Genomic DNA, 20,192 nt, shown 5'->3' with positions numbered 1-20,192 from the left:
TTAAACTCTTCGGGATAACGCTTACCGCTCATGGGCACCTCTCTTTAAGCCATCTTAAATGACTCTGAGGTGTCTGTTAAACCCGTGGCGATTCATCCTGTGGCTGCACCTTCTGCTAAAACATGCTCGACTACGCCGCCGGGAGTTTCCTGGTATGGTTGCAAATGACCCGAATTTGGATACTGTTCTTTGAACGCAAACGTCATCTCAACGACAAGCATTGAGGGCATCTCAATCTCATTTTCTTGAAGATGAGAAAGAACAACGAGATGCAGACAGCGAAACCCACAATAAAGGCTAACGCCAAATCTTGGGGATTTTGCGATAGCCCCATAACAAACCTGGCCAACTGAGACGGTGTAAAATCCCATCCATGGATTACTGTTTCTGAAAAGTTCACTGCGAATACAAGATCGAAGTAAAGCACGATAACGTAATACGCAACGCAAATAAGCGCTATACACGCCCACCTGATCCAGTACTTCTTATTCATCATCTTACCTTTTTAAAGATAAGTAAGATGAGCGGCACGCAGATCGCAAAGCCAAAGAAGGCGGCGTTATAAATGCCGTTTGTAGCTTGCATAAGTGAATCAATCGCCTGGTAATACTCTTTTAATGGAACAGGGTTTGAAACAAGAGTCTGATTTTCAGAGAAAATAGCGAATGCTTGTGAGGCGACAAACAGCCCAAGGAAGTAACCTAGGCAGACAATACAAATCCCTCCCCATCGGAGCATGGTTTTAGTTCTACTCGTCAACGTCATAAGATCCACCTAATACACCGCCAAAAGTACCGCTGGAATATTGTGATAATGAATCACCAGTAGCGGCGAACCCCGCCGCAATGTGCTGAATTTTCCCTTTTGGTGACTCTTGATAGGGCGATAAATTGTCCTTATTGGAATAGAGTTTTTTAAACTCGTCCGTCATTTCAATAACTGTCATTGATGAGAAGTCAGAACTTTTGATCTCAAGATAACGCTGCAATGAGAGAGGAATGGTGAAATCTTCTTCTAACTCGATAGGAATCTGAGTCGTGGTGGATGTGTAGCTATGTTCGAATACCATCGACCCGGCAAACTTAATTCCCTCAACAGAGTGAGTGGTACAATTATTTCCTGTTACGTCGTACTCATCGATGGTGTGGCCTCTTCGCTTGATTTTTTCTTCCATCTTAGATGTTTGAATCGCTGGTTCGCCTTTGTTCCAAAGATCTTCAAAAAATTGCCTCGTTTTCGTCGGGTCAGTGTCACCTATACGGAATGCTCTTGCGCCCATCCGATATAGCTCGACCCTATAGTAATCTCTTGCGTCTTCATCTTGCAGGAAGTTAAGAATACCGTCCCCCGTGAAACCTCCGGGAGCGGTTCTACCGTATCGCCCGTATGTGTAAAGGGAGACAGTGTTGTTCTCATGTACCGAAACGAAAACGTGACCTGCTCTTTTGATTTCAGTCCAGATATAAACGCCGTTCAATAGCGGGTTATCTTCGGGCCCACAGGTGTCCGCAAAGTTATTTTTCTTCTTCGCCGCTTGTGCATATTGTTCAGGTTCTGCAATTTTTGCAGGTTGAGGAGGAGCGTTTGCAACTGGCGGGGCAGCGACAGGAATGGCTTTAACTGGTTTTGCTTCTTCAAGCCAATAAGAGGCATTTGGAAATGACGAAATAAATCTTGCTCTACAGGGACATGTGCTTCGGCTATGCAACGTCCCTGCTGCTGCAACGCCATAAATCCAGTAATCGGGTATGCCACCCGCGATGTAGTAGATCTTTCCATCTTTACCACACGATACAGAGTCACCATTCCTTGCGGTCGCCATCCCGCCAAAGCTATGGCGCGGAGAGCCTGAAAGAATATGGCCGCCGCATGTTGTCTTATCGCCAGGACGTAGAAAATAACCCGTTGGCATAGAATCATCCTTAATAAATTTTATTTACAGAGATACTTACGCAAGCATTTCGATTTACCTGTTGTTTTCATCCTGACCATTCAATAATCACTAATTATGCTGCCCACATAACAGTTTGATGAATCATAAATAGAGGCGCATATCGCCAGTAATTTATATTTCTCTCCTCTAAGTTTGGTTTTTTTCACTCTCCTGCCGGGGGATTATTCTACAAACACGTATCCTGATTTTTATAGAGAATATGCTTACGTTAAATTCTGATTTTTAAATAGCATCAGAAGAGGCATTTCAGGTGTTGCGTGAGGTTCTTTGTTAGAGCATGAACGCCTGTTATCCCGTTTTTACGCATAAAGTTTTATTCCCTGCTGCCGTTAATATGAGCAATAGACTTCAGGAGTATTGCGCATGCTTCGCCCCACATTTACTGGCTCTCTCGATCTTTACGTATCCTCTTCCGCCAAAGGAGGAACGGTTCGTACTCAGGAGGCCACCCGCACCAGTGAAATCGTTAACCCCACGCCTGCCAGCATTGTGACGCTCAGCCCGCAGGCGAAAGAGTATTACGAAAATTTGCAGGAAAACCTCACTACGCTTAATCGCTTTACGCAGGAAAATGCCCGGAACAGTAAAGCGAATGCGCGCGCAAAGCTTGAGGCATTGAAACGGGAAATCGCCCGCCTGAAAGCGCTGGCCATGTTGTTTGGCGGCTCCGGGGGCTACATTATGAAACAACTCAAACAGCTGTCATCTCAGCTTGGACAACTCGCTTCCCAGCTAGGTCAGAGTGATAACACTGGTGCAGGCAATGGTGCCGATACTAACGCTTCTGACGCAGCACAGGCTTCTACCGGTGAAAGCGATGAATCAGCCATAAAAGCGCAGGCTGCCTCTGACGCTGAAGTGAGCGACGAAGAAAATCCGACCGAAAAAGAAAAGTCGGCAGAGATCGCGGGCGCACAATCTACTATCGATAACGTTATCAATACGCTACAAAACGCCAGCCAGAGGCAGGAAGACGCCCGTTCTCTGAAAGAAGCGCTCCGGGAGCTAAAATCGCTGCTGTCGCTGATTAAAAGCAAAATGCGGGAAGAGGGAAAAGCGTCTGGCAATGAGCGCAACGATGTTACCTCTGTTGAGCAGAATCTTAACGACAGTGGAAATATCATTTCGCAGATGAAGCTAACTCCAGGATTTTAAGCGCGCGGAACCATGTGGTGAAATGCTGAATATTGTGCGCGCTTATGCAACTTTTGATATTGACTTTTGTCGTGTAACTTTCTGCTTTTCATTTATAAAGAATGTATTATGCGACACCATAAAACAGTGACACCTGTTTTCTTTGATAAATTCAAATGCGTTGGCCCGGATTGTTTAATTTCTTGCTGCCGTAGCTGGAAAATAAATATTGATAAGAAAACGCATCAACGTTATCTGTCCTCATCCAATCCTGTTATTGCAGCCATTGCGAAAGAGAATTTAATCCCGGTTCATAACGGCAAAAATGAATATTCGGTCATTAAATTGAATGAGGATAAGCAGTGCCCGTTTGTTGATGAAAACCGGCTTTGCATGGTTCACCGTGATTTAGGTGAAAAAGCGTTATCCCCTACATGCTCAACCTATCCGCGTGGTGTACGCAAATATGCCGATGAAGTACGCTTTAGCATGACGCTCTCCTGCCCGGAAGTGGTACGCCAGGTGCTTTTCGACCCGCAAAGCATGCTGCTGCAAGAGAAAAGCACGCTGGTTGCCCGCTCAAAAGTAAAATTACTGCAGCAGCAAAAGCCGCGAGACCAGGTGGGCCATCTGATACATCTTTTCGCCTGGAATCTGGTTCAGGCGCAGAGCAACAATATTGAAGAGAATTTGATGGCGCTGGCGCAATTTATTCTCTATCTGCAAATGCTCAACTTTGATCTGCAGAATAATCTGGCTGAAGTGGAAAACTTTTATGCAGGGCTGATCGATGAACTACAGAACGGTCGAACGCTGCTTCGTGCGCAAAATACCGTTCGCGCGGCCAGTATGAAAGTCGATGCGTTAACCGTGATGGGTAAACATGTGGCGAAATACGCTTCGCGCGATCCGCTGATATCACAAGGGCACCTGCAAGTTGCTGAATATCTGGCAATTACGCCAGAGACGAAAGCGTCGGTGCTGAGTGAGAAGTTTGCCGCTCTTGATCAGCAGTGGGAGCAATTGTGTAAGCATTCCTGTCTGGGTGAACCGCATGTGCTGCGAAACTACTTACTGTATAAGCTTTATGAAAGCGATTTTCCCGGCACGAATACGGCGACAATATTGCGCCAGTTTTATCGCATCGTTATGGACTATTTTTATCTCAAAACGTTCCTCAGCGTACAGTCGTTGCATGTTGAGATAGACCCGCCTCTGGTGATGAAAACGATCGCCAGTTTTTCTGAAAAAACCATGCATAACAGCACCATCAACACACGAATGGATGCCGCGATCGATACGATCAACGGCGGCGATGATCTCTCCTGCCTGCTGTTGATCGGCTAACCACGATGGGGCTGGCTATAAGCCCCACCCATACAAACCGTTGGCAACGGAGCAGGTTTGCTGCTACGTTGCCAGCATGCCTGTTAAATATTCATCCTATTTATCTATTGCGAGCATTATTCGCACTGTCAATCGACCGGTGGGATAACGTTCGTCCTTTTCCCGCCAGCACGGCGGGGCCTTGCTGGCAGCAACCTGCGAGGTGATGTTATGAATGTTTGTTCCGCTTCTTCTGCAACACTCCATCTTCTGTGCGGCAAAATCGCATCGGGTAAATCGACGCTTGCCAGCGAGCTGGCAAAAGCACCGTGCACGGTGGTGCTGAGCGAAGATAGCTGGTTATCGTTGTTATTTAAGGACGCGATGACCACCGTTGAGGACTACGTTTTCTACTCAGCAAAATTAAAATCCGCCATCAAGCTACATGCCATCGCGCTACTGCGTGCAGGCGTTAATGTGGTTCTCGATTTTCCCGCCAACACGCTGGCCAGTCGCCAGTGGATGATGTCGATCGTTAACGAATCCGGCGCGCCGCATTTGTTGCACTACTTGCCGGTTAGCGATGAGATTTGCAAGGCGCGTTTACGCCAGCGAAATGCCGCAGGCGACCACGATTTTGCCGCTACCGACGAGCAGTTTGCGCTTATTACCCGCTACTTTGTCGAACCGACTGAACAAGAAGGGTTTCGTATCGTTCGTTATTGATTAAACGCCGGAGGGTGCGTAAAAGTAGAGCGGCTATGCTTACTTTTCCAACACCAAAAAGAACAGGGGCAATGTCATGGATAAGGAACTGCTGGACGCGGGTTACCGCGTCTATACCGGTGAAAAGATTGACGTTTATTTCAATACTGCGGTCTGTCAGCACGCGGGAAACTGCGTACGCGGCAGCGCGAAGCTTTTTAACCTGAAACGCAAACCGTGGATCATTCCCGATGAAGTGGATGTCGCAACGGTGGTGAAAGTCATTGATACCTGCCCGAGCGGTGCGCTGAAGTACCGCCACAACTAAGTGAGAAAACCATGGAAATTCTGGAAGGCCACAACAAGTTTTATGTTAATGACGCCCAGGGAACGCAGGTTGCTGAAATCGTCTTCGTTCCCACCGGCGAGCATTTAAGCATTATTGAACATACGGATGTGGATCCGAGCCTTAAAGGGCAAGGCGTAGGTAAGCAGCTGGTCGCGCGAGTGGTGGAAAAAATGCGTGCGGAAAACCGTAAAATTATCCCGTTATGTCCCTTTGCCAAACACGAGTTTGACAACACACGCGAATATGACGATATCCGTGCGTAAATAAAAATACCGGCAACGCCGGTATTTTTTTAATTTTTGATATGCAATCCAGTAAATAGCTTTTAGTTTTTTCGCTTTATTAATTCGCATTTTCAGAATTTATTCATTTTTGGCAAAATAGTTGTTTCCTTATGGGTGAAGGAGTATATGTTAGCGTTGCTAATAATCCTGAATAACCCATTGGGCGCAGACTGCGTTTATCGTTGCAGTATGCGTTTTTCCTTGTGCTTTATTCATGGTGAAACACATTGAAATTTACTTGATGAATCAAGGATGGGGTATGTCTGTAAAGAAGGGAAGATTAAAATATACCGTTATATTTTCCTACGTGATTCTTTTTACTTCGCTTTTATTTGTTTCGGGCTATTCGCTGCTCGCCCTGAACAATATCAAAGAGAGCGTGAGGGGCTTAGCTCTCGGGTTTTATCAATATGATGCGCTTGCTCAGACGAGTGCACGTTTGCAGTTCGAAGGCCTGACAGCGACGCAGAGAAGTGCGGCGCTGGCAGAGGTTGCCAGAGCCTATAACGGTTTTCTTCAGGTTGCGCCGGTCAAGACCGAAAGTGGCGTGAAAATGACGCGGGAACTCACCTCAGCTATTGAGTCGATTAAACAAGAGCCAACGCGTGAAAATGTTAATACGTTTAATAAGCTGGCCAGGAATTTTCGTGGATTAATCGTCAAATATGATGTTCAGGGCACGCAGGATTATGTTGCTTCAGCCCATAGATTTACGGTTATCACTATCATAACCACATTATCTGCGTTTTTAATTGCATCAGTGATTTTGTTCTTTATATTGCGCAATGAATTTTTGAGTATTACCAATACAATCAAAAAGAATATTCATAGGATATCGCAAGGGGATTTGCATCACGACGCTGATAATAGCGGTGGCGATATTAATGGGGTGCACCATGAACTTGATGGAATGAGAGCATCGCTGACAAAAATCACCGCTTCGCTTAAGACATCGGCCGCGCAGATAAAATTAATCTCCGGCGAAATGGCCAGCGGCAATCACGATCTCGCTTCACGTACTGAACAGCAGGCCAGCGCTTTACAACAGACCGCCGCCAGCATGGAAGAGATAAAAACCACCGTTGTCGGTAACACCGAGCATGCTCATCAGGCGAATATGTTAGCGGCAAAAGCCAATGAAATCGCGCAAGCTGGCGCACAGTCCATGTCGATCGTGATCGCCGGGATGAAAAAAATTGAACAAAGCACGGCGCATATTGCAGAGATTAACCATGTCATTAATGGTATCGCGCATCAGACGAATATTCTGGCGCTGAATGCCGCAGTTGAGGCAGCACGTGCCGGGGAGCGTGGGCGCGGATTTGCCGTGGTGGCAAGCGAAGTGCGTAGCCTGGCGAGACGAAGCGCTGAAGCCGCCGATGAGATCAATTCGCTCATCCAGGGCTCAATGCACGATGTCAGCGCTGGCGCGAATCAAGTTCAGGATGCAGCGAAAGCGATGGAAGACGTGGCGGATTCAATATCGCAAGTTAGCGCCATTATGAATGAGATTACCCACTCCTCCGAAGAGCAGCGCACCGGTGTGAACCAGGTGGCAGTTGCGCTCAACGAGATGGATAGAGCCACGCAGCAAAATGCAGCGCTCGTCGAGCAGTCGGCGGGAATCGCGCAAAGCATGGATCAGTACGCGCAGCAGCTGGCCGATGTTGTGGCGTTCTTTTCCCTTGATGAGCAGAAAAAAACGCCGTCAGTCCACTGACCGTGCAGGAGGGCTGCAAAACCCGTATTAACTCACCCATCCGCTCCCTGCGCCGCGTAAAACGCAGGGAGCGAAAGGCAGACAACGTTCAGGTTTCGCCAGGCCGCTTATCCAGCCGAAAGACAATTGCCTGCCTCACTGCACGTCTTATCTGATGGCAGTTCAGCCAGAATGACGCTGTGCTCACATAAATCAGCTGCGATAGCGCAGCAGCACCATCATCACCAGCGCCAGCGTGCTGAATGAAACTGTATATAACGCCTGCGCTGCTCCCCATTCTGCCGCCAGTAAGGCAGCAATCAGTGTCGCCACGGCGGCACAGCACGATTGCCAGCGCCATACTTTTGCCGTGGCGGTGGGAACGGTATCGGCATGGAAATTGTGCAACAAGCCGAATGTCCCGACGGCAAAGACCATATTCGACGCCAGATGCGCGGCAAAGATGATGAGCAGCGCGGTTTTTGGATAGGACGTTAAACCCGGCAGCACACAGTAAGCTGCCAGAAAGGCCAGTAAACAGCCGACGAGATACCGGTTGTGGCTGGCATAGCGTTTGAGGTTATCGGCCTTTAGCAGCAGCGGGCCACAAAGTTGGCCCAGGCTGCGCGCAAAGATAAGCGGCAGTGCAAGCTCAGTGGTTTCAGCGGGACGCATTTGCTGTATCAGCGCCGGGAGCAACGCCATTGCCGGCGCGCCAACGGCGGCAAGTGCCGGTAACAACAACAAGCTGCGTTTTTGAATGACCGGTAAATGATGCCAGCGTAGGATCACCCTCTTTTCGTGGCGATCCTCGTGGCTTACCTGCGGCAGGTAACGTGCCGTGGCGCATAGCAACACCGTAGACAACACGAAACTGATGGCATCGATTGACAGCAGTGACAACGGTGATACCCGGTCAAAAAGCACCACGCCGGCGCCTGCGCCCAACAACACCTGAGAGGCGAAAATCACCGTTTCCATACTGGTCGCCGCCGGCAGTTCGTTTGCGCTTAAACCCCGTTTAAAAACCAGGCTCATGGCAGGCCAGGATAACCCGGCGGCAAATGCTTCGAGTGATTGCACTGCAAGCAGCGCGGGAATGCTGTGCGCCAGCAAGCCGTAGAGGGGGAAAAGCAGCCCGGCAAGGCCAATTAGCTCACACAGCAACAGTAAGCGCAGCGGCGAAACACGCCGGCACCCGTATTCCCCGAATAGACTGCCAAAAAAACCGGGTAGCGTAGCCAGCATATAGCTCAGCGTGAGCGTTGCCGGGGAGGCATGCCAGCGTAATAACTGACCAAGGATCAGGGTTTGCGTTAACCCATTGCCGATAGAAGAAAAAAGATAGGCACTACCAAACAAGCACAGCCAGCGGTGCTGGCGCAGCGCGCGCACCAGAACCATCAATAATGTGTTCATTGTCGACATTCTCACGTAAACAGAAAACCGCGTGCGGCATACAGCGCACGGTGCAAAGGTATGTTCACAAAGAAAATGTCGTTACATTGGCGAGCCTGATGAATTGCAGAGATCTGTAAACCTAGCATCACTTTTCTCGAAAGAGAAGGGGGCGGGCACATCCTTGTCCCCGTCGGTTTTCATCCGCTACGCGATAAACAGGCTGAGCAGCAGAACCATACCTAAGCCGACCACCGAGTTTATTAACTCCAGCAGCCCCCAGGTTTTGAAGGTGTCTTTCATCGAAATGCCGAACGTCTCTTTAAACAGCAGAAAACCGCCGTCGTACATCAGTGTGATGGTGTTGCTGCCGCAGGCAACGGCCAGGCACATCAGTGCCGGATTGAGGTGAAACGCGCTGACCATCGGCGCAACGATACCCGCCGAGGTGATGGCCGCGACGGCGCCCTGTCCGGTGAGAATGCGGATTATCGCCGTGATTATCCACGCCACGATAAACGGCGACAGCGGGACGTGACTCATAATGTCCACGATATGGTTCCCCACACCGGAAACTACAATCACCTGTTTCAGAATGCCGCCGGCGCTGATGACAAACAGCACATTGGCGATTTTCGCAATCGCGTCGCTGGCGCAGTGGGTGACGCCTTCCGCTGACATCCCACGCTTGATGCCAAGAAACCAGATTGCCGCCAGCGTGGCTAACAGCATGCTGATTTCCGCGCTGCCAAAGAAGGTGCAGACTTTCACCAGCTCCGAGCCTGCGGGCATTAACCCTTTGATAACCGACGCGACAATCATTAGCACCGCCGGGATCAGCGGGATTAGAATGCTGATGCTGAACGGTGGCAAATCCTGCGCGGTTTTCTCTTCGACCGGTTTCAGTAGCGAATTCAACGGAATCGCGTTAATACCCGGCAGGTATTTGGGCAGCAGAATGCCCGCGCAAAACAGCGCCGGGATAATCACTAAAATGCCGTACAGATAGACCTGTACAATGTCGGCGTTGAATGCGCTGATGAGCGCGACCGGGCCGGGCTGCGGCGGGAAAAGGCTGTGTCCCATGGTCGCGCCAACCACGGTGGGCACCACTAATTTCATATACGGAATATTGGCTTTTTTAGCGATATTCAGCACCAGCGGCATTGCAATAAGAAATGCCACTTCATAAAACATGGCGATGCCAAAAATAACGCCGATAAACATCAGCCCGACCGAAAGAAAACGCGTCCCGCAGCGTTCAATGACGCTATCCGCAATCCGCTGGCTGGCACCAGATTCGGTCATGAATTTACCGATGATAGCGCCAAATATAATAATCAATGCAAGATGGCCGAGAATACTTCCCAGACCGTCCTGAATAACCGTGACAATTTTATCCAGCGGAATACCTTCCATGATCGCAACAAATATCCCCGCAATCAGCAAGGCGAAAATATTGTGAAATTTATATTTAAGATTCATAACGACCAGGAGCGCAATACCAACCAGCACCCAAAATAGCGCTAACAACGGGGACATAGAGAATACCTTTCGGATTTGCCTTACATGAAAGCCGGTGGAGCCACCGGCCTGAATGACATTTTATTAATGTTGTTTTTCGAGTGCTTCCCACAAACCGTGCAGGTAGGTGACACCGAGGGCGCGGTCGTAAAGCCCGTAGCCCGGACGCCCGGTTTCGCCCCAGATAAAGCGCCCGTGGTCGGGGCGGATATAACCATCAAAGCCGTTATCGTAAAGTGATTTCATTATCTGGAACATATCCAGCGAGCCGTAGCGGGATAAATGTGCAGACTCATAAAAATCTTTATCTTTAATGAGCTTAATATTTCTAACGTGAGCAAAGTGAATACGTTTGCGGCGGGTAAATTCTGCGAGGATTTGGTAGACATTATTATCCGGATCTTCAGCAATGGAGCCAGTGCATAATGTAATACCATTGGCTTCTGAATCCACCGCATTACAAATCCAGTCGAGATCGTCGCGGTTTTTTACAATACGCGGCAGCCCAAAAATAGAATACGGCGGATCGTCCGGGTGAATGGCCATTTTTATGTCGACTTCTTCACACACTGGAATAATGCGTTTAAGGAAATACACCAGGTTTTCGCGCAATTTCGCGTCGTCGACATCTTTATATTTGGCAAACAGCTCCTGCACTTTTGCCAGCCTTTCTGGCTCCCAGCCGGGCAGGGCGAAACCGTTGGAATTCTCCAGCACCTCTTTCACGACTTCATCAAGAGTTTTATCGATGCCTTTTTTCTCGAACGCCATGGTGAGTGAACCGTCTGGCAGAACGTAATTCATGTCGGTTTTCATCCAGTCGAAAACCGGCATGAAGTTATAGCAAATCACCTTGACGCCGACTTCCGCCAGGTTGCGAATAGTTTGCTGGTAGTTGGCAATTAGCTGCTCGCGGCTGGGCAGGCCAATTTTGATATCATCGTGAATGTTAACGCTTTCAATGACTTCCATTTTTAAACCAGCCTGATGAACCTGATCGGCAAGCGCGCGGATTTTCTCTTTGGGCCACACGTCGCCAACCGGAACATCATAAAGCGCGCCAACGACACCTTCGACGCCGGGAACTTGCCGGATGTGCTCCAGCGGAATTTTGTCTTCAACTGGACCAAACCAGCGCATTGTCATTTGCATGCTCATTACCACCCTTAAACGTTTTGCTTAACTACCATACTAGTATTGATAATAGCCGGATGGTAAGCGCATTTGTGCGATCCACTTCACACAAACCCCTTCGCCAGGATTGAATCCCTGAGAAGCAAATAGAACAGCACGTTAATCTGCTGATAACGTTTTACTGACAAATATTTTTAAAATAGTGCTTGCGCTGTCAAAGCAACCATGCGTTAATGCGTCGTCGGTTTGATAAATCATTATCTCCAGCAGTTCACTAAAGTCTTTCTCATCTCTAAGTACCTCCTTGCTACTTCTTTTTGGGTCTTCGCTTTACACTCTGATAAAAATAATGTCTCAGACCATTACTGCCGCATTCGGCGAACAAAAAGAAGGTAATAAGCATGTCTACTAAAATGAACGGTATCGTTAAATGGTTTAACGCTGAGAAAGGCTTCGGTTTCATTACTCCGAAAGATGGCAGCAAAGATGTATTCGTACATTTCTCCGCTATCCAGAGCAATGCATTCCGTACTCTTGAAGAAAATCAAGAGGTTGAGTTTACTATTGAGAACGGCCCGAAAGGTCCGGCTGCGGCCAACGTGGTTCCGCGCTAAGGATTTAGAATTATTAATCGTATTCATTTTCGCTGCCCGTGCTGTCACGGGTCGCAATACCGAGTTTCCAGCTTTGATATAACTGAGAAAAATCCGGCAGGTGCCAAATGTATTTTTTGCAAATCAGCAATGACCACATTTGATAATATCGCCGCATTTGTTCAGGCCAGCCAGACGCCACTGGAATTCCGTAAATAATAAAAAAACAGGTCAGTTTTCTGGCCTGTTTTTTTATGTCGAGCAATAAACTTCATTTTTTTCTGCGATATACAGAACCCGCGCCCGAATTACTCGTCCATTAACATAATCATTTTGATCGAACGGTTGCTGGTTAGCTGCCAGGTCATCTGCCGGTAGTGCAACTCGCCTTGTTGCGGATGATGAAAAACGCGCTCGCCACCCTCACGCACCACCACTTGCTGGCGCGACCAGAACGCGCGAAACAGTTCGCTGTCGTTACTCAGACTCTGCACAAACTGGTTCAGTCCTTTGTCGTGCGGGTAGTGCATCGCGTCCGCGCGTAGCTCGGCGACAATCCGGCTGGCGCGCGTTTCCCAGTTGATAACCAGCGTTTGCGCCAGCGGGTGGCGAAACATAAAACTCATCATATTCGGTTGGGTATCCTTATCCAGCCAGCCGCTGAACAGTGTCTCAGCGGGTGTATTCCACGCCAGCATATTCCAGGTCAAATCCAGCAAATAGCAGGGGCAGGCCATCTGATTCACCGTGGCCAGCACAGCAGGTTCGACGGTAATGACGTGCTCTTCCTGCGGGTCGTTTTGCAGCGCCAGATGAAACAAATACTTGCGCTCTGCGGCGCTCATTTTTAACACGTTGGCGATATTCGACAGGGTTTGCGGCGAAACAACAATATCCCGCCCTTGTTCAATCCACGTATACCAGGTGGTGCTGATGCCGCTGAGTTGCGCCACTTCCTCCCGCCGCAACCCACGCGTGCGCCGCCGCCCTTGCGCCGGCAAGCCAATATCCGCAGGCGCGGTATTTTCCCGCTGCGATCGCAAAAAAGCGCCAAGAGTTTTCGGCCCGGCAAATAAGGTACTTTCCATGGGGGTACTCATTAATACCAGTATAAGTACACATATTGTACCCCTATAAAGGCGGTCGTATAGTCGCCAAAGAGCAACTTTGTGTCGTGCTAAAAAGGAAAAAGAGAATGTCGGTTAATCATCATGAGTTAACAAAAAAGCAGTTTGGCGACCAGGCCCAGGCCTACCTGACAAGCCAGGTGCATGCGCAAGGCGCAGATTTAGTGCGTCTGGTCGAGTGGCTGAGTACTGATGCGGATGCCTCGCTGCTGGATTTGGGCTGCGGTGCCGGGCATGCCAGTTTTGCCGCCGCAGGCGTGGTGCGCGAAGTAACAGCGTATGACTTATCGGAAAAAATGCTGGCGGTAGTGCGCCAGGCGGCGAGCGATCGTCAGTTACACAACATCACCACCGCACACGGCGCGGCGGAAAAGCTGCCCTTTGCCGACAATACATTTGACGTGGTAATCAGCCGCTACTCGGCGCACCACTGGCATGATGTCGCACTGGCGCTGCGCGAAGTAAAACGTGTGCTGAAACCCGGCGGGAAATTTATCCTGATGGATATCGCCTCGCCTGGCCGCCCGGTGCTGGATATCTGGCTGCAAACCATTGAAGTGCTTCGCGATCCGTCCCACGTACGTAACTACTCGCCAGCCGAGTGGCTGCAAATGACGCAGCAAAGCGGCATGCAGGTTGAGAAGATGGTTTCTGATCGGCTGGCGCTGGAATATCAGCCCTGGGTGGAACGCATGAACACGCCGGAGGTATTGCGCGCGGCGATCCGCTACCTGCAAAACCAAACCTCCGACGAGGTGAAAGCGCACTTTTTTATTGGCGACGATGGCTCGTTTACTTCCGACACGCTGATGTTTCAGACGCGTGCGTAAGCAAAATCGGTGCGCCCACCACGCGGGGTGCACCGGTTTCTTAGCCAATCGCGTTACCGATCACATCACGAATGCGCTGGGCAATGTAGCCAGCATGGGTTTCCAGTGCGAAATGCCCGGTATCAAGCAGCTCGACCACCGCATTTGGATTATCGCGTTTATAAGCGTGCGCGCCTGGCGGGATAAAAAACGGATCGTGCTTGCCCCAGATAATCAGTGCGGGTGGCTGGTGGATGCGGAAAAAGGCCTGAAACTCCGGGTAGCGCTTCAGGTTGTTGGCGTAATCAAGAAACAGATCCAGCTGGATCGCTTTATTTCCGGGGCGCTCCATCAGTAATGTATCCAGTTGATAACCTTCCGGTGCGACAGTTTCAGGATCGCGCACACCGTGCAGGTACTGCCATTTTGTCCCTTCCAGATTGAGGATCGCATCGTGAACGACCTGCCGGTTTTCCGCGGTCGGCGCGTGCCAGTAAGCCTGTACCGGCACCCATGCGTCGCCTAAACCGTCCAGATACGCATTGCCATTTTGCGAAATAAACCCGCTCACCCGCTGCGGATAATGCAGCGCCAGCCGCAATCCGGTCGGCGCGCCGTAATCAAAAACATACATGGCAAAACGTTGCAGATTCAGCGCATCGACAAAAGCAATCAGCGTGTTTGCCAGCCCATCAAAGCTATAGCGGTAATCGCGCTCGGCGGGGACTTCGGTAAAGCCGAAGCCGGGCAGATCCGGGGCGATAAGGTGAAACTTATCTGCCAGCAGCGGGATCAGTTCGCGAAACTGATGCGAAGAGCTGGGAAAACCGTGCAGCAGCAGTAATACCGGGTTTTCCGGGTTACCGGCTTCACGGTAAAACACCTTGACGCCATCGGCGTCTGCATACTGATAGCGAACCGGGAAATGCGTATTGGCAGCCATATCGTCACCTCTTTTGAAACCGTTAAAAGTTAATTTATAAGGTTACTTCGAAGCTGAGTATGGCGAAAGCATGTAACTGTGTAAAATATATTTTATCGGTTACAATATGCGGAAGAATGAGAAACAGGGGAGAGCAACGATGACAGCAGCCACGTTACCCGGTGCGGAAGGCCCGTGGTTCATAGCCGAAGACCACGCGCTGGATTTTATCAACACGCTGGCGATGGCGGAAAAATCGCCGCATGACTTTTGGCAGTCCGATGACGATGTGCGCCAGTGGCTACAGCATGTCGGGTTGCAGGTTAACGCGATGGCAAAGCCGGGAGAGTTGCTGGCTGAGGCGCGTAAGCTGCGTGCGTTGATCCGCCAGCTTGTCGAACAGAAAAAGCACGGGCGGGAACTGTCGCTGGATGAGCTGAACGGCTGGCTGGCGCAGGCGCAAAGCCACTTACGCCTCGTGGTCGATGAGCAAGGCGCGCTGCAAACGCAGCGCGTATACCTGCTTGATTCGCCGCAGCAAGCACTGGCACCGGTCGCAGAACAGGCGGCAGCGTTACTGGCAAACGGGCAGTTTGACTATATCCGCCAGTGCGAACACCCGGATTGCACACTGTGGTTTTACGATAAGACCAAAGCACATCGCCGCCGCTGGTGCAGCATGGCGCTGTGCGGCAACCGGGCAAAAGTGGCCCGATTCCGCGCCAAAAGTAATTAATCCGTGACCCAATGGTGAATAAGCCACGGTGACATAAACACTTTGGCACCATAGACCTCGCGCAGTGCCTGCCAGAAAGTAAATTTGCGCATAAGTCGCTGTTATAAATTTGCTTAGGGTTTGAGGACTAATGAATCAATCTCTGCTGGTGCTGGTGCTGGTGCTGGTGCTGGTGCTGGTGCTGGTGCTGGTGCTGGTGCTGCGACGCTGTTGGCTCTTTTATGGCGCAGGCCGCGCCAACGAGTTTTCTACCAGCATATTTTTCCGGCAACGCGGGTTTCGCCACTTGAAAATGCGCAAGGCGCTGCCGCAACGCCGAAAATCAACGGCGTCGATATTTAGTATCTCACCGCCACCAACGCCAGTGACGCGACGATCGTTAGCGGTTTGCCGGAATTGGCCGCGCAAAATGTCACTTTGCGGCACAGCAATATCGCCGCCAACTACGGTATGTGAACCGGCAGGGGAATGCGATACATAGCGAGGCGCAGCAAGGGGCAATGCCGGAACAGTGCCGCAGACGGCGTTGAACCTAATTGAGGAATTGCCCGGCATGTCAGCGCTGCCGGGCAAATACTACTTTAGCTTGGGATAATGTTTTCCGCTTTCAGGCGGTCAAACAGCGCGGTGAAGGAATCCAGCGTGCTGCGATAACCGGTAAACCCGGCTTTTCGGCTCTTGCTCATATCAGCGAAGGCTTCCATCGGGCGACCAAGATCGGCATCCGTATGCCACCAGGAGGCCAGTTTACCGATGTCTGGTTCTGCCAGTTGATACTTGTCCGCGATCTCTGTCCACGCGGCTTGCGCCTCTTGCATGCGCCCTTCCAGCGGCATCATGCTCGCCGGAAAGGCGGCCGCTTCAATGCCGAAATAAGCCGCCAGCCGCGGCCATAACCAGTTCCAGCGGAACACATCGCCATTCACCGCATTAAAATCTTCGTTCGCGCCACCGTCGCTCACCGCCGCCCAGCTCAGCTGCTCCGCCAGTAAACCGGCGTCGGTCACATCGGAGACACCGTTCCACTGCTCAGGTGAGCCAGGGAAGATAAACGGCCACCCTTTTTCGCGGCACAACGTGGCGTAAACCGCCAGCGTCTGCCCCATGTTCATGGCGTTACCGAGCGCATACCCGATGATGCTGTGCGGGCGATGTACGCTCCAGCGATAACCGTATTTTTCCGCCCCGGCGAACACTTCATCTTCCTGGGCATAGTAGAAGTTATCCACGTTCTGGCGGCCCTGCTCTTCGCGAAAAGGCGTGACCGGCACATTGCCTTTGCCGTAGGCTTCGAACGGGCCAAGATAGTGTTTCATTCCGGTGACCAGCGCGACATGCGCCCCGGCCAGGCGTTCGCCCAGCGCATCAATGACATTTTTCACCATCGCGCCATTGACGCGAATATTGGCTTTTTCATTCTCCTGGCGCGCCCAGACGCTAAAGAACAGCGCATCGGGTTTCTCGTTTTTCAGCGCCTCGTTGACCGCCGCCGCGTCGGTTAAATCCGCCGTCAGGCTGGTGCAGCCCGCCGGAACCGCGCCGCGCCCGCGTGATAAACCAGTAACCTGCCAGCCGTCTGCCAGCAGTTTCTCCGCCAGCGCCCGGCCAATCACGCCGCTGATGCCGACAATTAATGCTTTTTTCTGCATGAGATGTTCCCCTGGGTTTTGTCTACCTCACAGGCTAATAGAGAATTAATTTCTTATCTCTGGTATTAATTCACATCATTCGTAACTTAAATTCACTAATGCCATGAGCGATCAACGTCTGAAAGATATCGTCCCCTTCGTTGCCAGCGTTGAAGAGGGGAGTTTTACCGCAGCGGCGGAACGCCTGCATCTGACCGGCTCGGCGGTGAGTAAAAGCGTTGCCCGTCTGGAAGCGCGGCTGGGTTCGCGTTTGCTGGAGCGCACCACGCGTCGCCTTGAAGTCACCGATGCCGGGAACGCGTATTACCAGACCTGCATTCGTATCCTGGAGGAGCTGGCGGAAGCCGAGTCGGTGCTGGCGGCACACCGCACCATTCCGTCCGGGCGGTTGCGTCTCGCCGTGCCAAACACCTACGGGCGGCTGGGCGTGATGCCGCTGCTGATCCCGTTTTGTCAGCAACACCCGGAAATTGATCTTAGCCTGACTTTCTCCGATCGTTTTGTGGATCTGTTCGATGAGGGGATCGACGTTGCTGTACGCATCGGGCAAACCGTCGATCTACCCGCATCGCTGGGGTGCCGGCAAATTGGTCGTGAAAAGATGGTGTTTTGCGCCGCGCCCGATTACCTGCAACGCGCCGGGACGCCACAACATGAGGCGGAGCTGATGCAGCACCGGGCTATTCTTTATGAGCGGGTGGATGGCAGCACCAAGCCGTGGTTATTTACCACCGCCGACGGGCACCCGGAGTGGCGCCGCGTGCCGTATCGCATGGCGCTCGGCGATGTCGATGCGCAGGTGCAGGCGCTTTGCGCCGGGTTGGGCGTTGGGCAGATGCCGACCTGGCTGGTGCATGAGCACGTGCAGCGCGGCGAGTTGCAGGTAATTATGCCGCAATGCCAGCCGCACGGGCTGGCGCTCACGCTGGTGTGGCCGCGCCGCAAGCAGCTATTACCAAAAGTGGACGCGTTACTGATGGCGCTCGGCGCGCTGGAGATCTCTCCGCCGCTTGCCGCACCAGCACTTGACCAATGACAAGGCGGGTGGGTAGGGACTCTCTTTATAATCAGCCCCGTTTCCCTTCTCACTGGTGTGATTTATGGCTTACCAACTCAACCTCAACTGGCCGGAATTTCTTGAAAAATACTGGCAAAAGAAACCTGTTGTCCTGAAACGCGCGTTCCCGGATTTTGTCGACCCGATTACGCCAGACGAACTGGCCGGGCTGGCGATGGAGCCGGAAGTCGACAGCCGCATTGTCAGCCATGTGAATGGTCAGTGGCAGGCGTGGAATGGCCCGTTTGAGTCGTTTGACCATTTAGGCGAAAAAGACTGGTCGCTGCTGGCGCAGGCGGTTAACCACTGGCATATGCCCTCTGCCGAGCTGGTGAAGCCGTTTCGCGTGCTGCCGGAGTGGCGTTTTGACGATCTGATGATTTCTTACTCCGTGCCGGGTGGCGGCGTTGGCCCGCATATCGACCAGTATGATGTGTTTATTATTCAGGGGATGGGCAGCCGCCGCTGGCGCGTGGGCGATAAACTGCCGATGCGTCAGTTCTGTCCGCACCCGGCGCTGCTGCATGTTGATCCGTTCCCGCCGATCATTGATGAAGATCTGGAGCCGGGCGACATCCTCTATATTCCGCCAGGATTCCCGCATGACGGTTTTACACACCAGGAAGCGTTCAACTACTCAATTGGTTTCCGTGGGCCGAACGGCCGCGATCTGATCAGCAGTTTTGCTGACTACGCGCTGGAAAACGATCTCGGGAACGAGCACTACAGCGACCCGGATTTAACCTGCCGCGAACATCCGGGCCGGGTAGAAGCGTACGAGCTGGAGCGCGTGCGCAATATGATGATCGAGTTGGTTAGCCAGCCGGAGCATTTCAAACAGTGGTTTGGTAGCTTTATTTCCACGCCGCGCCACGAACTGGATGTCGCACCGGAGCCGGACGATTACCGCGTTGAGGAAATTGTCGATGCGCTAAAAGAGGGGCAGGTGCTGACGCGCCTTAGCGGTTTACGTGTGCTGAACGTTGACGGCAGCGTCTTTATCAACAGCGAATATCTGGACACGGCCGATGCGCAGGCCGCCGATGCGCTGTGCCGCTACACCATTATCGGCCTTAAAGAACTGGGCAACGCGCTGGATAACCCGGCCTTTGCACAAGAGCTGACCGATCTGGTGAATCAGGGTTACTGGTACTTCGACGAGTAAAATTTCTTCGTGTTTCCAGCAATAAAGTGACTGAGCATTTATGGTGTTCAGTCACTTTAAATCCCGTTAAAAATAAAATCCATCGCGTTGCGGATCACGTCGCGCTGCGCGCGCATACTGCAAACCTCTTCACCCAAAATCGCCAGGCTGACGCCTGCAAGATCGTGGGTCAGTAACAAATACGAGTTCCCTTCGATCTCCAGTACCGGGTTTAACCGCTCAACCCGGCGGCGATCTTTGTAATCCGCCAGTGGGCAGAGCGGGATCACCACCCGCGAGTTCATGCTACCGATAATATCGCTCTGTACATCCAGCAGAAACGGGAAATCCCGGCTGTTACTTTTGTTCCGATAAACCGAATATTGCATGGATTAAAACTTCCTGTGTTCATCCGAGAAGTGGCCGCGTTCGGCAATAAATTCATTTAGATCGGCAATGGCGGCGGCATTTTCGCGCTTCCAGCGCTCAGCTGCCAGATTGCGCAGTTCACCTTGCAAGGCGGTCGCAAGTGTTTGCGAAAGGTTGATGCCTTCTTTGCGCGCTTGTTCCAGTAGTTCGCGCTCGACGGTCACGCTGACATTTTGCTTGTTTCGCTGTTTAGGTGCAGTAGCAGGCATGACGTCCCCC

General features: G+C 51.4%; 23 protein-coding genes. 13 read left to right on the top strand and 10 right to left on the bottom strand.

What is annotated here, in order from left to right; translation table 11 throughout:
• Positions 1-492 precede the first annotated feature (492 nt).
• Positions 493-765, bottom strand: coding sequence for a hypothetical protein (locus DFO56_RS22460; RefSeq protein ID WP_045512581.1), 273 nt, complete (start codon positions 763-765; stop codon positions 493-495).
• A complete protein-coding gene (locus DFO56_RS22455; RefSeq protein ID WP_045512578.1) occupies positions 749-1,912 on the bottom strand; it encodes a PAAR domain-containing protein in 1,164 nt (387 codons plus the stop codon). Before DFO56_RS22455 ends, DFO56_RS22460 begins: the two co-directional genes overlap by 17 nt.
• Positions 1,913-2,317: 405 nt before the next feature.
• Here DFO56_RS22455 and DFO56_RS22450 point away from each other — a divergent pair, with 405 nt between their 5' ends.
• From DFO56_RS22450 to DFO56_RS22425, 6 genes are all read left to right on the top strand, one after another.
• Positions 2,318-3,109, top strand: coding sequence for a hypothetical protein (locus DFO56_RS22450; RefSeq protein WP_045512575.1), 792 nt, complete (start codon positions 2,318-2,320; stop codon positions 3,107-3,109).
• A 108-nt stretch (positions 3,110-3,217) separates the two neighbouring features.
• A complete protein-coding gene (gene fliB, locus DFO56_RS22445) occupies positions 3,218-4,435 on the top strand; it encodes a flagellin lysine-N-methylase (protein ID WP_045512572.1) in 1,218 nt (405 codons plus the stop codon).
• Positions 4,436-4,645: 210 nt separating this feature from the next.
• The gene (locus DFO56_RS22440; RefSeq protein WP_045512569.1) at positions 4,646-5,140 is read left to right on the top strand and encodes an ATP-binding protein; all 495 of its coding nucleotides are present in this window, start codon (positions 4,646-4,648) and stop codon (positions 5,138-5,140) included.
• Positions 5,141-5,216: 76 nt separating this feature from the next.
• On the top strand, positions 5,217-5,447 hold the full coding sequence (gene yjdI, locus DFO56_RS22435) for a 4Fe-4S mono-cluster protein YjdI (RefSeq protein WP_017457634.1): 231 nt from the start codon (positions 5,217-5,219) through the stop codon (positions 5,445-5,447).
• 11 nt (positions 5,448-5,458) lie between these two features.
• Positions 5,459-5,731 carry a GNAT family N-acetyltransferase gene (locus tag DFO56_RS22430; RefSeq protein WP_020455113.1) on the top strand — a complete coding sequence of 91 codons (273 nt, stop codon included), beginning with the start codon at positions 5,459-5,461 and terminating at the stop codon, positions 5,729-5,731.
• Between the two features lie 280 nt (positions 5,732-6,011).
• Positions 6,012-7,472, top strand: a complete 1,461-nt coding sequence (locus tag DFO56_RS22425) for a methyl-accepting chemotaxis protein (RefSeq protein WP_052679824.1) — start codon at positions 6,012-6,014, stop codon at positions 7,470-7,472.
• A 192-nt stretch (positions 7,473-7,664) separates the two neighbouring features.
• On the opposite strand, the gene DFO56_RS22420 is transcribed toward DFO56_RS22425, so the two are convergent.
• From DFO56_RS22420 to uxuA, 3 genes are all read right to left on the bottom strand, one after another.
• Complete coding sequence (locus tag DFO56_RS22420; RefSeq protein WP_045512566.1) at positions 7,665-8,870, bottom strand: MFS transporter; 1,206 nt, start codon at positions 8,868-8,870, stop codon at positions 7,665-7,667.
• Positions 8,871-9,056: 186 nt separating this feature from the next.
• Complete coding sequence (locus tag DFO56_RS22415; protein ID WP_045512563.1) at positions 9,057-10,391, bottom strand: gluconate:H+ symporter; 1,335 nt, start codon at positions 10,389-10,391, stop codon at positions 9,057-9,059.
• Between the two features lie 66 nt (positions 10,392-10,457).
• Positions 10,458-11,525: a mannonate dehydratase gene (gene uxuA / locus DFO56_RS22410; protein ID WP_045512616.1), complete on the bottom strand. Its 1,068-nt coding sequence runs from the start codon at positions 11,523-11,525 to the stop codon at positions 10,458-10,460.
• 383 nt (positions 11,526-11,908) lie between these two features.
• On the opposite strand from uxuA, the gene cspA reads away from it, so the two are divergent.
• Together cspA and DFO56_RS25040 are read left to right on the top strand one after the other, a co-directional pair.
• Complete coding sequence (cspA, locus tag DFO56_RS22405) at positions 11,909-12,121, top strand: RNA chaperone/antiterminator CspA (protein ID WP_017457639.1); 213 nt, start codon at positions 11,909-11,911, stop codon at positions 12,119-12,121.
• 9 nt (positions 12,122-12,130) lie between these two features.
• Positions 12,131-12,319 (top strand): cold-shock protein, encoded by a 189-nt coding sequence (locus DFO56_RS25040; protein ID WP_072051654.1) that lies wholly within the window; start codon positions 12,131-12,133, stop codon positions 12,317-12,319.
• 89 nt (positions 12,320-12,408) lie between these two features.
• Here the strand turns inward: DFO56_RS25040 and DFO56_RS22395 are convergent, their stop codons facing one another.
• Positions 12,409-13,188: a helix-turn-helix transcriptional regulator gene (locus tag DFO56_RS22395; RefSeq protein ID WP_020455106.1), complete on the bottom strand. Its 780-nt coding sequence runs from the start codon at positions 13,186-13,188 to the stop codon at positions 12,409-12,411.
• Between the two features lie 59 nt (positions 13,189-13,247).
• On the opposite strand from DFO56_RS22395, the gene DFO56_RS22390 reads away from it, so the two are divergent.
• On the top strand, positions 13,248-14,057 hold the full coding sequence (locus tag DFO56_RS22390) for a methyltransferase domain-containing protein (protein ID WP_114413905.1): 810 nt from the start codon (positions 13,248-13,250) through the stop codon (positions 14,055-14,057).
• A 40-nt stretch (positions 14,058-14,097) separates the two neighbouring features.
• Here the strand turns inward: DFO56_RS22390 and DFO56_RS22385 are convergent, their stop codons facing one another.
• Positions 14,098-14,979 (bottom strand): alpha/beta fold hydrolase, encoded by an 882-nt coding sequence (locus tag DFO56_RS22385; RefSeq protein ID WP_045512557.1) that lies wholly within the window; start codon positions 14,977-14,979, stop codon positions 14,098-14,100.
• A 139-nt stretch (positions 14,980-15,118) separates the two neighbouring features.
• Between DFO56_RS22385 and DFO56_RS22380 the strand changes: the two genes are divergently transcribed.
• Both DFO56_RS22380 and DFO56_RS24850 read left to right on the top strand, forming a co-directional pair.
• Positions 15,119-15,694, top strand: a complete 576-nt coding sequence (locus DFO56_RS22380) for an ABATE domain-containing protein (protein WP_045512555.1) — start codon at positions 15,119-15,121, stop codon at positions 15,692-15,694.
• Positions 15,695-15,824: 130 nt separating this feature from the next.
• Positions 15,825-16,175: a hypothetical protein gene (locus DFO56_RS24850; protein WP_045512553.1), complete on the top strand. Its 351-nt coding sequence runs from the start codon at positions 15,825-15,827 to the stop codon at positions 16,173-16,175.
• A 100-nt stretch (positions 16,176-16,275) separates the two neighbouring features.
• On the opposite strand, the gene DFO56_RS22370 is transcribed toward DFO56_RS24850, so the two are convergent.
• Entirely contained in the window at positions 16,276-17,343 is a 1,068-nt protein-coding gene (locus DFO56_RS22370) for an SDR family oxidoreductase (protein ID WP_045512552.1), read from the bottom strand.
• A gap of 103 nt (positions 17,344-17,446) precedes the next feature.
• Between DFO56_RS22370 and DFO56_RS22365 the strand changes: the two genes are divergently transcribed.
• Positions 17,447-18,379: a LysR family transcriptional regulator gene (locus tag DFO56_RS22365; protein WP_020455101.1), complete on the top strand. Its 933-nt coding sequence runs from the start codon at positions 17,447-17,449 to the stop codon at positions 18,377-18,379.
• Positions 18,380-18,443: 64 nt separating this feature from the next.
• Positions 18,444-19,565, top strand: coding sequence for a cupin domain-containing protein (locus DFO56_RS22360; protein ID WP_045512544.1), 1,122 nt, complete (start codon positions 18,444-18,446; stop codon positions 19,563-19,565).
• Between the two features lie 56 nt (positions 19,566-19,621).
• Here DFO56_RS22360 and DFO56_RS22355 read toward each other — a convergent pair whose 3' ends face one another.
• Together DFO56_RS22355 and DFO56_RS22350 are read right to left on the bottom strand one after the other, a co-directional pair.
• Positions 19,622-19,933: a CcdB family protein gene (locus DFO56_RS22355; RefSeq protein ID WP_045512541.1), complete on the bottom strand. Its 312-nt coding sequence runs from the start codon at positions 19,931-19,933 to the stop codon at positions 19,622-19,624.
• 3 nt (positions 19,934-19,936) lie between these two features.
• Complete coding sequence (locus DFO56_RS22350; protein ID WP_020455098.1) at positions 19,937-20,182, bottom strand: type II toxin-antitoxin system CcdA family antitoxin; 246 nt, start codon at positions 20,180-20,182, stop codon at positions 19,937-19,939.
• Positions 20,183-20,192: the final 10 nt, after the last annotated feature.

The organism is Kosakonia sp. AG348 (genome assembly GCF_003337365.1).
Classification (GTDB): domain Bacteria; phylum Pseudomonadota; class Gammaproteobacteria; order Enterobacterales; family Enterobacteriaceae; genus Kosakonia.
This window is presented reverse-complemented; position numbering and strand designations above follow the sequence as displayed.

Bases quoted from the DNA above. Each gene is read 5' to 3' on its own strand.
- DFO56_RS22460 (WP_045512581.1), bottom strand. From the start codon at position 765: ATGACGTTGACGAGTAGAACTAAAACCATGCTCCGATGGGGAGGGATT.
- DFO56_RS22455 (WP_045512578.1), bottom strand. From the start codon at position 1,912: ATGCCAACGGGTTATTTTCTACGTCCTGGCGATAAGACAACATGCGGC.
- DFO56_RS22450 (WP_045512575.1), top strand. From the start codon at position 2,318: ATGCTTCGCCCCACATTTACTGGCTCTCTCGATCTTTACGTATCCTCT.
- fliB (WP_045512572.1), top strand. From the start codon at position 3,218: ATGCGACACCATAAAACAGTGACACCTGTTTTCTTTGATAAATTCAAA.
- DFO56_RS22440 (WP_045512569.1), top strand. From the start codon at position 4,646: ATGAATGTTTGTTCCGCTTCTTCTGCAACACTCCATCTTCTGTGCGGC.
- yjdI (WP_017457634.1), top strand. From the start codon at position 5,217: ATGGATAAGGAACTGCTGGACGCGGGTTACCGCGTCTATACCGGTGAA.
- DFO56_RS22430 (WP_020455113.1), top strand. From the start codon at position 5,459: ATGGAAATTCTGGAAGGCCACAACAAGTTTTATGTTAATGACGCCCAG.
- DFO56_RS22425 (WP_052679824.1), top strand. From the start codon at position 6,012: ATGTCTGTAAAGAAGGGAAGATTAAAATATACCGTTATATTTTCCTAC.
- DFO56_RS22420 (WP_045512566.1), bottom strand. From the start codon at position 8,870: ATGAACACATTATTGATGGTTCTGGTGCGCGCGCTGCGCCAGCACCGC.
- DFO56_RS22415 (WP_045512563.1), bottom strand. From the start codon at position 10,391: ATGTCCCCGTTGTTAGCGCTATTTTGGGTGCTGGTTGGTATTGCGCTC.
- uxuA (WP_045512616.1), bottom strand. From the start codon at position 11,525: ATGCAAATGACAATGCGCTGGTTTGGTCCAGTTGAAGACAAAATTCCG.
- cspA (WP_017457639.1), top strand. From the start codon at position 11,909: ATGTCTACTAAAATGAACGGTATCGTTAAATGGTTTAACGCTGAGAAA.
- DFO56_RS22395 (WP_020455106.1), bottom strand. From the start codon at position 13,188: ATGGAAAGTACCTTATTTGCCGGGCCGAAAACTCTTGGCGCTTTTTTG.
- DFO56_RS22385 (WP_045512557.1), bottom strand. From the start codon at position 14,979: ATGGCTGCCAATACGCATTTCCCGGTTCGCTATCAGTATGCAGACGCC.
- DFO56_RS22380 (WP_045512555.1), top strand. From the start codon at position 15,119: ATGACAGCAGCCACGTTACCCGGTGCGGAAGGCCCGTGGTTCATAGCC.
- DFO56_RS24850 (WP_045512553.1), top strand. From the start codon at position 15,825: ATGAATCAATCTCTGCTGGTGCTGGTGCTGGTGCTGGTGCTGGTGCTG.
- DFO56_RS22370 (WP_045512552.1), bottom strand. From the start codon at position 17,343: ATGCAGAAAAAAGCATTAATTGTCGGCATCAGCGGCGTGATTGGCCGG.
- DFO56_RS22365 (WP_020455101.1), top strand. From the start codon at position 17,447: ATGAGCGATCAACGTCTGAAAGATATCGTCCCCTTCGTTGCCAGCGTT.
- DFO56_RS22360 (WP_045512544.1), top strand. From the start codon at position 18,444: ATGGCTTACCAACTCAACCTCAACTGGCCGGAATTTCTTGAAAAATAC.
- DFO56_RS22355 (WP_045512541.1), bottom strand. From the start codon at position 19,933: ATGCAATATTCGGTTTATCGGAACAAAAGTAACAGCCGGGATTTCCCG.
- DFO56_RS22350 (WP_020455098.1), bottom strand. From the start codon at position 20,182: ATGCCTGCTACTGCACCTAAACAGCGAAACAAGCAAAATGTCAGCGTG.